Here is an 11,391-nt window from a genome sequence, read left to right on the forward strand (position 1 = left end):
TCTCGCTTCTCGCTCCGGCCTTTTGCTTTCGCCGGTGACGACGGGGTTTTGGGATCATGAGCGAAGAACGAGACCTGGAGAGAGATCTCGAACGAGCCTTCTTCGGCCGGCGCAAGGGCAAGCCTCTACGCGAAGGTCAGAGCGTGCTGATCGAGGGCACCCTGCCACGGCTGCGCCTGCCCGAAGGCGCGATCCTGGATCTGAAGGCATTGTTTCCCAAGCCGGTCGAGGCGGTGCGGCTGGAGATCGGCTTTGGCGGCGGCGAGCATCTGCTCTCCCGCATGCGAGAGAGTCCGGAGATCGGCTTCATCGGCTGCGAGCCCTTCGTCAATGGCATGGCGAAGTTCCTGGCGGTGATCGAGCGGGAAGGCCTCACCAACGTCCGGCTCTGGGATGGCGATGCCGCGCTGATGCTGCCGCGCCTGCCGGAAGGCGGCCTCGATGCGATCGACCTGCTCTATCCCGATCCCTGGCCGAAGCGCAGGCAACGCAAGCGCCGTTTCGTCTCGGAGCGGACGCTCGCCCTGTTCGCGCGGGCGCTGAGGAAGGGTGGGCGTTTCCGCTTCGCCAGCGATATCGACGACTATGTCGGCTGGACCTTGTCGCGGCTGCTGCACTCACCGGATTTCGACTGGGCCGATGAGCGCGCCGACGACTGGCGCCAACCCTATCCGGGCTGGATCCGCACGCGTTACGAGGCCAAGGCCATCGCTGCCGGGCGCGTACCGAGCTATCTCACTGCACGCCGTCGCGCATCCTGAGGAAGCCGAGCACCCGCTGCGCCGTCACCGGCGTCAGGTTGCGGAAGTTCTGGCGGGCCCGCTCGACCGCAGGTGCCGATTTGCCATCGCCCTTGCGCAGGGTGATCAGGGCGCGAGTAGTCTCCCAGGACCAGCCAAGCCCCCGGCCGACGAGCAGCACCGCGTCGCGATCCGGGCCGAGGATGATCTGCTCCGTCGCCTGCAGGCCGAGCCTCGCCAGGATGGCGACGCCGCAGATGGCGTGTTCGATTGCGCCCGAAGCGGCGAGCTCGGCGACCTTGGCCTCGTCGAGTCTGCCCACATCATGGAAGGCCTTGATATCGGCCAGCGCAGCGCTGAACTTGCCGAGATCGTCCTGAAGCTGGTCTTGTGCGGCGACCGCATCGGCGCTGCGCTCCACCGCGCGGTCGACGGCTCCGCCCATTGCCGGCTCGAACGTCGCAGCGAGCCTGCGACGCGCCGAATTCTTCGCAGCCAACGTCAATTGCTCGACCAGCTCTGCCGGGATGTCGCTCCGGGTTCCCAGCGTCGCCTGCAAGCCGTCATCCTGGACCGCACGCATCACCAGCACGCCCATGCCATGCCGCGAGAAGCGGGCGGATTGGTTGGCCGCAACCGCGTGGGTCACGACACGACCGCCCCGCAGGATCAGGAAATCAGTCACCGGCTCGGCGAGATACGGACGCTCGGTGATCGCGAGCATATGGTCGCGCCCCTTTGCGGCGGAGATCGCAACCAGATCCTGATCGGACAGCACGGGTGAGCCCACCAGAACCGGCCGCGCAACCGCGATCTCGTCGAGCGCAAGCTGGCGCACCACGCCGCCTGGCGCATTCGGCACGATGGACAGCCGCTCGGACAATTCGACCCGCGCGCGGGTTTCAATGGCGCGGGCAAGCCTGCCGATCACCACGTCGAAGACGCTGATCTGGTCATCGCCCATCGTCGCGGCCGTGCTGACGAAGAGATCGGTCAGACGCATCAGGATCTGGACGCGCTCATCGCCCKAGCCTCGCGACATCGTCGCTTCAAGATCACGCAACAGCGCGCTGACCGAACTCATTACGCAACCTCTTTACGCACCATTGGCCGACGCTAGACGAGAAGAATGACCAGCCGGTTAGCGCAATTGCATAAAGCCGGGCGCGGAATGGAAGCACCATTGCCGTTACATGGCGTTCCTTTCGACACCCTGCTCCCTGCCAGGGCAGCTTTGATCTTGCATGCCCGGCCGTTGCGGACTAAATAGCGACGCAACAGCTCTGGTTTCGGTGTAAGCCGATGATCAAGAGCGGGCCGGCCGGCCCGCTCTTTTTTGTTGGCCGCAAGCCCTGCCGGAGCGAAGGCAGGCAGTCCGAACATGAACGAGCCGACAGCAGCAGATCAGGACAGGCGCGTAGTGACCGAAAGCGGTGTGGCCGCGCGTGTCGCTGCCATCATCGAGCCGGCGATCATCGATCTCGGCTACAGGCTGGTGCGCGTGCGCGTCTCCGGCCAGAACGGTTGCACCGTGCAGATCATGGCCGAACTCCCGGACGGCACGATGACCGTCGAGGGTTGCGAGGCGGTGAGCCAGGCGGTTTCGCCGGCGCTCGACGTCGACGATCCCATCCAGGCCGCGTATCATCTCGAGGTGTCGTCGCCGGGGATCGACCGGCCGCTGGTGCGCCCGAGCGATTTTGCGCGCTGGTCCGGTCACCTTGCCAAGATCGACACGCACGAGCTGGTCGGCGGCCGCAAGCGCTTCCGCGGCATCCTGCGCGGCGTCGAGGGCGATACGGCCCTGCTCTCGCGCGACGATGCGAAGACCGAGGAAGAGCGCGACGTCGCGATTCCGATGAACGCCATTGGCGAAGCGCGGCTTGTTCTGACCGACGCCCTGGTCACCGAATCACTGCGGCGGGGCAAGTCTGGCCTGCCGCCCGAGATGCCGCCGGCGGACGAGATCGCCAGCCCGAAGAAGGGCAGGGGCAAATCACTGGGACCGCGCCCGGGCACACAGCCCAAGCCGGCTCCGCAGAACGACAACGAAGAGGAGTGAGCGTCATGGCTGTTAGCGCCAACAGGCTCGAACTGCTGCAGATCGCGGATGCCGTCGCCCGCGAGAAATCGATCGATCGGCAGATCGTCGTCGACGCGATGCAGGACGCCATCGCCAAGGCCGCTCGCTCGCGCTACGGCGCCGAGACCGACGTTCATGCCGAGATCAACACCAAGTCGGGCGAACTTCGCCTGGCGCGCCACCTGCAGGTCGTTGAGCAGGTCGAGAACACCTCGACCGAGATCACGCTCGCCGAAGCCAAGCGCCACAATCCGGCAGCCCAGGTCGGCGACGTCATCTCCGATCCGCTGCCGCCCTTCGATTTCGGCCRCATCGCCGCTCAATCGGCCAAGCAGGTCATCGTGCAGAAGGTGCGCGAGGCCGAGCGCGATCGCCAGTATGACGAGTACAAGGATCGCATCGGCGAGATCGTCAACGGCGCAGTGAAGCGCGTCGAGTACGGCAATGTCTTCGTCGATCTCGGCCGCGGTGAAGCCATCATCCGTCGCGACGAGATGATCCCGCGCGAGACCTTCAAGGTCGGCGACCGCGCACGCGCCTATGTCTACGACGTGCGCCGCGAGCCGCGTGGCCCGCAGATCTTCCTGTCGCGCACGCATCCGCAGTTCATGGCCAAGCTGTTCGGCCAGGAAGTGCCGGAGATCTATGACGGCATCGTCGAGGTGAAGGCTGTCGCCCGCGACCCAGGCTCGCGTGCCAAGATCGCCGTGATCAGCCGCGATTCCTCGATCGATCCCGTCGGCGCCTGCGTCGGCATGAGGGGCTCGCGCGTGCAGGCCGTCGTCGGCGAGCTGCAGGGCGAGAAGATCGACATCATTCCGTGGTCGCCGGATGTCGCGACATTTGTCGTCAATGCACTGCAGCCGGCTGAAGTCGCGAAGGTCGTGCTCGACGAAGAGGCCGACAAGATCGAGGTCGTGGTTCCCGACGAGCAGCTCTCGCTCGCCATCGGCCGCCGCGGTCAGAATGTTCGCCTCGCCTCGCAGCTGACCGGCTGGGATATCGACATCCTGACCGAGGCCGAGGAATCGGAGCGCCGCCAGAAGGAATTCCTGCAGCGCACCGAGACCTTCATGAACGCGCTGAATGTCGACGAGACCGTCGGCCAGCTGCTGGCCTCGGAAGGCTTCCGTTCGGTCGAGGAGGTCGCTTACGTCGACCTCGCCGAACTGGCCACGATCGAAGGCTTCGACGAGGAAACGGCGGGCGAGATCCAGTCGCGCGCTCAGGAATACCTGGCGACGGTCGAAGCCGAGCTCGACGACAAGCGTCGTGCTCTGGGTGTCGAGGACGCATTGCGCGAAGTCGAGGGCATCACCACATCGATGATGGTCGCGCTCGGCGAGAACGATGTGAAGTCCGTCGAGGATCTGGCGGGCTGCGCGACTGACGATCTCGTCGGCTGGACCGAACGCAAGGATGGCGAGAGCACACGCCATTCCGGCTATCTCGACGGGTTCGACCTGTCGCGCCAGGATGCAGAGGCCATCATCATGGCCGCGCGCATCAAGGCGGGCTGGGTCGAAGCTCCCGCTGAGGAGCCCGAGGCCGACAGCGAAGCGGCCGAGGCCTGAGTCAGGCGCGCGTGATGAAAAGGCCGGAATCGGCGCGGCCCGCGCACAAGGACGGCCCTGAGCGCAGCTGCGTCGTGACCCGCATGGTCAAGGCGCCGGAGGATCTGATCCGGTTCGTGGTCAGCCCCGACGGGGTTCTCACGCCGGATTTGCGCCGCAAGCTTCCGGGCCGCGGCGTCTGGACGAGCCTCAGCGCGGCCACGGTCGCCGAGGCGATCAAGCGCAAGGCCTTCGAGCGCTCGCTCAAGACCAAGGTCATGATACCGCCTGATCTTGCGGCTATGATCGATGGCTTGATGCATCGCGATGCAGTCCAGGCGCTGGCCATGGCCAACAAGGCGGGACTGGTTTCGTCCGGCTTTGCCAAGGTCGAGGCTTCTATCGGATCGGGGCGTCTCGCCGCGGTGATCGAAGCCAGCGATGGCGCCGAGGATGGCCGACGCAAGATAGGACAGGCTCTCAAGCGGGTTGCGGCAGCGCGAGCCGAGGATGGGCTGAAGGTCCGAAACACACCTGTCGTCGCGGAATTCGCGGCGGCTGATTTGGAATTGGCGTTGGGGCGGTCACATGTGATACATGCGGCCCTTGCTCCGGGACCGGCGGCCGAGGGTTTCCTCTCCCGCTGGCGTCGGCTCGTCCGTTACCGGATGGGCGATGCCGGTGCGTTGGGCCCGGAAAGCCCGACGGATTTCGACGAGACAGACGAACACACGACCGAACCGGCAGGACCGAAAGCGGAATGAGCGATACCAAAAACCCGGGCGACAAGACTTTGACGGTCAGCCCTCCGAAGACCCTAACGCTGAAGCGGCCGATTGAGCAGAGCACGGTTCGGCAAAGCTTCTCGCATGGGCGCTCGAAGCAGGTCGTCGTCGAGGTCAAGCGCCGCGTCGGTGGGCCCGAAGTCAAGGAAGCGCCGGTGGCTCGTGCGCCGCAGCCCGCGGTGCAGCCCGCTGCCCCGCGTCCGGTCGTACCCCAGCCGGCTCCCGCAGCTCCGAAGCCAGGCGGCATGCTGCTGCGCACCCTCTCGGACGACGAGAAGGATGCGCGTCAGCGCGCCCTGTCCGACTCGCGAGCCCGTGAGCTCGACGAGCGCCGTCAGGCCGAAGAGGAAGCCCGCCAGCGTGCGCTTGTTGCAGAACGCGAACGGGCCGAGCGCGAGGCAGCTCTTGCTCGCCAGCGCGAGGAAGAAGAGCGCCGTCGTCAAGAAGACGAGCAGAAGCGTCGCGCCGAAGTCGCCGCTCGTCAGCGCGATGATGCCCAGGCCGCCCGTCCGGCAGCCCCCCAGCAGCCGCGTGAGCAGGTCTCGGCCCCGGCTCCATCCGCTCCGCCGCAGCAGCAGGCGCAGCCGTCCCAGCCTTCAACCTATGCTCCCGCCGCACGGCCCGCATCCGGTCCGCGCGAGTTCGGTGGCGCACGTCCGCAGATGCGCGACGTCGGTGCACGTCCGCCGCGGCTCGACTCGCGTCCTGCCCGGGTCGACGCACCGCGTCCCCCCCGTGCCGGTGATCCGAGCGCTCCCGCAGAGCCGGCCGTCGTCCGCCCGGCCCGTCAGGCCCCTTCGGCCGGCGCCCCGCGCAGCCGCCCCGATGATGGTGAGGCCAGGCCCGCGTTCCGTCGCCCCGGCGGCGCTCCCGGCGCTGCCAATCGCGGCGCGCCGACTCCCGCCCCGAAGACGCCCAAGGCCGGTGAGAAGCCGCGTGGCCGCCTGACGCTCTCGACCGCTACCGGCGGTGATGACGAGCGGACACGGTCGGTTGCAGCCTTCCGCCGTCGCGTCCAGCGCATGACCGGGCACCGTGCCTCGGACGTCGCCAAGGAACGCGTGATGCGCGAGGTGATCATCCCCGAGACGATCACCATCCAGGAACTCGCCAACCGCATGACCGAGCGTGGCGTCGACGTCATCCGCCTGCTGATGAAGCAGGGCGCGATGCACAAGATCACCGACGTGATCGACGCCGACACTGCTCAGCTCGTGGCCGAGGAAATGGGCCACACCGTCAAGCGCGTCGCCGAATCCGACGTCGAAGAAGGCCTGTTCGATACGCCCGACACCGATGAGATGCTGATCCAGCGTCCCCCGGTCGTGACCATCATGGGCCATGTCGACCACGGCAAGACCTCGCTGCTCGATGCGATCCGCCAGACCCATGTCGTGACCGGCGAGGCCGGTGGCATCACCCAGCATATCGGCGCCTATCAGGTGACGACGCCGACCGGCTCGAAGGTGACCTTCATCGATACCCCGGGCCACGCCGCCTTCACGGCGATGCGTGCCCGTGGTGCCAAGGTGACGGAYATCGTCRTYCTCGTGGTGGCGGCCGACGACGGCGTGATGCCGCAGACGGTCGAGGCCATCAACCACGCCAAGGCGGCCAAGGTCCCGCTGATCGTGGCGATCAACAAGATCGACAAGCCCGACGCCAACCCGGACCGCGTGCGGTCCGAGCTGCTGCAATACGAGATCCAGGTCGAGACGCTGGGCGGCGAGACGCTGGAAATCGAGGTTTCGGCCAAGACCGGCCAGAACCTCGACAAGCTTCTCGAGGCTATCTCCCTGCAGGCTGAACTGCTCGATCTCAAGGCCAATCCCGATCGCGCTGCCGAAGGCACCGTGATCGAGGCGAAGCTCGATCGCGGCCGCGGCCCGGTCGCGACCGTGCTCGTCCAGCGCGGCACGCTGCGCACCGGCGACATCGTCGTGGCGGGCTCGGAATGGGGCCGGGTGCGCGCCCTGATCGGCGACACCGGTGCCCAGATCAAGGAGGCGCCCCCGTCGCTGCCGGTCGAGGTTCTCGGATTCAACGGCACGCCTGAGGCCGGCGACCGCGTCGCGGTTGTCGAATCCGAAGCGCGTGCCCGCGAGGTCACCGATTACCGTGAGCGTCAGAAGCGCGACCGGATCGCAGCTCGTGGCGGTGGATCGGCAGCGGGCCGCTCGCTCGCGGAGATGATGCGCGACCTCAAGGAAGGCGCTGGCCGCAAGGAATTCCCGCTCGTCGTCAAGGGCGACGTGCAGGGTTCGGTCGAGGCCATCGTCGGCACGCTCGAGAAGGTCGGCAACGACGAGGTGCGCGCACGCGTGCTGCAGTCGGGTGTCGGCGGCATCACCGAATCCGATATCACGCTCGCCCAGGCTTCCGGCGCGGCTGTGATCGGCTTCAACGTGCGTGCCCACAAGGAAGCGCGCGAGGCGGCCGAACGGGCCGGCGTCGAAATCCGCTACTACAACATCATCTACAACCTCGTGGATGACGTGAAGGCGGCGATGTCGGGCCTGCTGGCTCCGACCCTGCGCGAGACGATGCTCGGCAATGCCCAGATCCTCGAGATCTTCAACGTCTCGAAGGTCGGCAAGATCGCCGGCTGCCGCGTCACCGACGGCACGATCGAACGCGGCGCCAATGTCCGCCTGATCCGCGACAATGTCGTGGTCCACGAGGGCAAGCTCTCGCAGCTCAAGCGCTTCAAGGACGACGCCAAGGAAGTGGTTGCCGGCCAGGAATGCGGCATGTCCTTCGAGAATTATCAGGACATGCGCGCTGGCGACGTGATCGAGTGCTATCGCGTCGAGGAGATCAAGCGGACGCTGTGATCCGTCGCGGCCGGGCTTGTCCCGACCGCCTGACGATCACGAGCGCCCGCTCCTTCGCAGAACCTTGACGTCATGGCCGGGCCAAGCCCGGCCATGACGTTTCTACGATCCACGCTCATCCGGTCCGAGTCCGGAGATCGAGAACCATGGCAAGACCAGCAAAACCCAGCGGCCCCTCGCAGCGACAATTGCGCGTCGGCGAACTCATCCGTCACGCACTGGCCGAGATGCTCGCCCGCGGCGACATTCACGACGACGTGCTGGCGAAGCATGTCATCACCGTGCCGGAGGTGCGCCTCTCGCCCGATCTCAAGCTCGCGACGGCCTACATCATGCCGCTCGGCGGCAATGACATCGCGCCGGTCCTGAAGGCGCTCGATGGCCACAAGCGCTATATCCGGGGCGAGATCGCCCATCGGGTGAACCTGAAATACGCGCCCGATATCCGCTTCCGCCAGGATGAGAGCTTCTCGGAGGCCGAACGCATCGATGCGCTGCTCGATTCCGATTCGGTGCGCCGCGACACGCTGCGCCAGCCCCTGAAGATCGACCAAGACGACCATCATGACGACGAATAGCGAGACAGTGGCGCCTCCGCACGCGCAGCAGCCCCGCCCGAAGAAGCGCGACGTGCATGGTTGGGTGGTGCTCGACAAGCCCGTCGGCATGACCTCGACCCATGCGGTCAGCGTGGTGAAGCGCGCCTTCAGCGCCAAGAAGGCCGGCCATGCCGGCACGCTCGACCCCCTCGCTTCAGGCCTGCTGCCGATCGCGCTGGGCGAGGCGACCAAGACAGTCCCCTTCGTCATGGATGGCCGGAAGGCCTATCAGTTTACCGTCGCCTGGGGCTCGCAGACCGAGACCGACGATACCGAAGGCCGTGTGATTGCGACCTCGGAGCTACGCCCGCAGGAATACGCCATCGCGGCCCTGCTGCCGCGCTTCACGGGCACGATCCTGCAAACGCCCCCCAAATACTCAGCCATCAAGATCGCCGGCGAGCGCGCCTATGACCTCGCCCGGGATGGCGAAGAGGTGGTGCTGCAGCCCCGCCCGGTCGAGATCGATGCGCTGTCGATCGTCAGCCATGACGGCGCGACGACGACGTTCGAGGCCGAATGTGGCAAGGGCACCTATGTACGCGCCATCGCCCGCGATCTCGGCGTTGCGCTCGGCTGCCTCGGGCATGTCGCCCATCTCAGGCGCACCCGCGTCGGCCCCTTCACGGTGACCGAGGCGACGACCGTCGAGACGTTGCGCAGCAGCCAGGAAGAGGCCGAGGGCGCACTCCGGCCGGTCGCAGCAGCGCTTGAGCTCATTCCGGAGATCGTGGTCCATCGCGATGCGGCCCTGCGGCTGAAGCGTGGCCAGAGCGCACTATTGCGCGGTCGCGATGCGCCGATCGAAGCCGAGGCTGTCTATGCGACCAGCGGCGGCGTGCTCATCGCCACTGGCTCGATCAGCAATGGCGAGCTGGTGCCGCACCGGGTCTTCAATCTCTAATCCATGCGGTCGGATCCCGTATCCAATCCCATGATTCAACCCCCTGGGTTTGCGTCGGCCTTTCCGAAAGCCGCAATCCACTTTTCGGGCCGATGCTTCAGGCCGGGACGAGACTGAACTGCGTGGCGCGCAAGCGTGCAGCGTCACGCAGGGGCGGTGCTCCGAACAGGCGACTTGTACTTCCAGCTGAACTGCGGCGGGCTTTCATAGCCCGCCCTGAAGCCCGCCAAGGCGGCATCGAACAACTCCGGCCTAGCCGGGTCCGGCATCATGCCGGAGCCAGGCGGCGGCCTGCATCTCGGCCGCCGCCGCTACCAGAAAGCCTGAATTGCTCGCGATGGTTCAGTAACCGACCGTGAAGCGCTGGCGCGAGTGGGCAGGCTTCTCCAGTTCGTCGACCAATGCGATCGCGTAGTCCTCGGCCGAAATCGCGCTCTTGCCCTGCGCATCGACCAGAAGCTGATCCCTGCCGAGGCGGAACTTGCCGGTGCGCTGGCCGGGCTGGATCAGCGCCGAGGGTGACAGGAACGTCCAGTCCAGTTGGCTCTCACCCTTGAGCAGCTCGAGGAAGGCGCCGCCCTTCTTCGCCTCTGCCAGATAGATCGCCGGGAACTCCGGCGTGTCGAACAGCTGCTTGCCTGGCGCGACCTCGAGACTGCCCGCGCCACCGACGACGAGATAGCGCTTCACGCCGGATTGCTTGACGGCGGCCAGCAGAACCGCCGGGTCGCTCGCGGTGAAATGCACGGCACTGATCACCGCGTCATGGCCAGCGAGCACGCTGGCCAGCCCGTCGCGATCGAAGACGTCGCCTTTCAACGGCGTCACACCAGTCGCCGCTGCGACCTTTCCGGGGTTGCGGGTGATCGCCGAAACCGCGTGTTCGCGGGCGGACAGCTCGGCCAGCAGGCGCGAGCCGATGAAGCCGGTAGCGCCGATGAGAGCGATTTTCATGAGATCTGCCTTTGGCTAGTATCTTTCAGGAACCAACATCCTGTGCGATACTAGATGGAGGCAGCGTGGAGCCTCGTAAAGAAGGCACTTTCACGCGACATGGTCACCTGAGGGAAACCACGATGCTGCAACGCCCGGACGCCTTCAACGCCCAATGCCCGACCCGCCAGGTCCTCGACCGCATCGGCGATAAATGGGCGGTGCTGATCCTGATTCTGCTCGGAGAGGGGACGTTGCGCTTCAACGAGCTGCGCCGACGCATCGACAACATCTCGCAGAAGATGCTGTCGCAGACATTGCGGAGCCTGGAGCGCGATGGGTTGATCAGCCGCGAGGCGTTCCCCACCGTGCCCGTAACTGTCGAGTATTCGCTGACCGAACTCGGCCGCACGCTTGCAGCAACCGTGCACGGATTGACGCGCTGGGCCGAGACCCATATCGGCGAGGTCGAGGAAGCGCAGAGGCGCTACGACCACGGTCTGCCCCGGCCTGCCTCGTCGCCGCGCTAGCGTTTTACCCAGATTCGTGTATATCCCGCGCCAACCGGCCTTGCGGCTGGCTGCGCATCTCCTCCGTGATGAGGTGGATTGCGGGTTCCGGACCTTGCTGGACGACATCCCGGCCTGGCCCGCCAGATCAACATTCAACTGAAGGATCACACGATGTCGATTACGCCGGAGCGCAAGACCGCGCTCGTGAAGGAACATGCCACCAAGCCGAATGACACCGGTTCGCCGGAGGTCCAGGTCGCGATCCTGACGGAGCGCATCAACAACCTGACCGGTCACTTCAAGTCGCATGTCAAGGACAACCACTCGCGTCGCGGCCTGCTGAAGCTGGTTTCGCAGCGCCGTTCGTTGCTCGACTATCTCAAGGGCAAGAGCGAAGCGCGCTACAGGACGCTGATCGAGAAGCTCGGCATCCGCCGCTGATCGATCG

11 protein-coding genes are annotated in these 11,391 nt (G+C 66.1%); 9 read left to right on the plus strand and 2 right to left on the minus strand.

All coding sequences use genetic code 11. From position 1 onward, the window contains the following. The first annotated feature begins 56 nt into the window (after positions 1 to 56). Positions 57 to 761 carry a tRNA (guanine(46)-N(7))-methyltransferase TrmB gene (gene trmB, locus AC1DRP_RS03965; protein WP_476767838.1) on the plus strand — a complete coding sequence of 235 codons (705 nt, stop codon included), beginning with the start codon at positions 57 to 59 and terminating at the stop codon, positions 759 to 761. Here trmB and AC1DRP_RS03970 read toward each other — a convergent pair. Beyond that, complete coding sequence (locus AC1DRP_RS03970) at positions 736 to 1,824, minus strand: DUF2336 domain-containing protein (protein ID WP_476767839.1); 1,089 nt, start codon at positions 1,822 to 1,824, stop codon at positions 736 to 738. The two genes, trmB and AC1DRP_RS03970, sit on opposite strands and share 26 nt — an antisense overlap. Before the next feature lie 297 nt (positions 1,825 to 2,121). On the opposite strand from AC1DRP_RS03970, the gene rimP reads away from it, so the two are divergent. From rimP to truB, 6 genes are all read left to right on the plus strand, one after another. Next, positions 2,122 to 2,802, plus strand: coding sequence for a ribosome maturation factor RimP (gene rimP, locus AC1DRP_RS03975; RefSeq protein ID WP_441492022.1), 681 nt, complete (start codon positions 2,122 to 2,124; stop codon positions 2,800 to 2,802). Positions 2,803 to 2,807: 5 nt separating this feature from the next. Next, complete coding sequence (gene nusA / locus AC1DRP_RS03980) at positions 2,808 to 4,397, plus strand: transcription termination factor NusA (RefSeq protein ID WP_476767840.1); 1,590 nt, start codon at positions 2,808 to 2,810, stop codon at positions 4,395 to 4,397. Positions 4,398 to 4,411: 14 nt separating this feature from the next. Next, positions 4,412 to 5,140 carry an RNA-binding protein gene (locus AC1DRP_RS03985; RefSeq protein WP_441492023.1) on the plus strand — a complete coding sequence of 243 codons (729 nt, stop codon included), beginning with the start codon at positions 4,412 to 4,414 and terminating at the stop codon, positions 5,138 to 5,140. Next, positions 5,137 to 7,995 carry a translation initiation factor IF-2 gene (infB, locus tag AC1DRP_RS03990; protein ID WP_476767841.1) on the plus strand — a complete coding sequence of 953 codons (2,859 nt, stop codon included), beginning with the start codon at positions 5,137 to 5,139 and terminating at the stop codon, positions 7,993 to 7,995. The genes AC1DRP_RS03985 and infB overlap by 4 nt, the downstream gene beginning before the upstream one ends. A gap of 146 nt (positions 7,996 to 8,141) precedes the next feature. After that, positions 8,142 to 8,573, plus strand: a complete 432-nt coding sequence (rbfA, locus tag AC1DRP_RS03995; RefSeq protein WP_441492025.1) for a 30S ribosome-binding factor RbfA — start codon at positions 8,142 to 8,144, stop codon at positions 8,571 to 8,573. Beyond that, positions 8,560 to 9,498 (plus strand): tRNA pseudouridine(55) synthase TruB, encoded by a 939-nt coding sequence (gene truB / locus AC1DRP_RS04000; RefSeq protein WP_476767842.1) that lies wholly within the window; start codon positions 8,560 to 8,562, stop codon positions 9,496 to 9,498. The genes rbfA and truB overlap by 14 nt, the downstream gene beginning before the upstream one ends. 342 nt (positions 9,499 to 9,840) lie before the next feature. Here truB and AC1DRP_RS04005 read toward each other — a convergent pair whose 3' ends face one another. Then, entirely contained in the window at positions 9,841 to 10,452 is a 612-nt protein-coding gene (locus AC1DRP_RS04005) for an NAD(P)-dependent oxidoreductase (protein ID WP_441505096.1), read from the minus strand. Between the two features lie 122 nt (positions 10,453 to 10,574). Here AC1DRP_RS04005 and AC1DRP_RS04010 point away from each other — a divergent pair, with 122 nt between their 5' ends. Further along, entirely contained in the window at positions 10,575 to 10,961 is a 387-nt protein-coding gene (locus tag AC1DRP_RS04010) for a winged helix-turn-helix transcriptional regulator (RefSeq protein ID WP_441492028.1), read from the plus strand. Positions 10,962 to 11,114: 153 nt separating this feature from the next. Further along, positions 11,115 to 11,384, plus strand: coding sequence for a 30S ribosomal protein S15 (rpsO, locus tag AC1DRP_RS04015; protein WP_043239192.1), 270 nt, complete (start codon positions 11,115 to 11,117; stop codon positions 11,382 to 11,384). The last annotated feature ends 7 nt before the right edge of the window (positions 11,385 to 11,391 follow it).

Source organism: Allobosea sp. 01N443 (assembly GCF_056399325.1).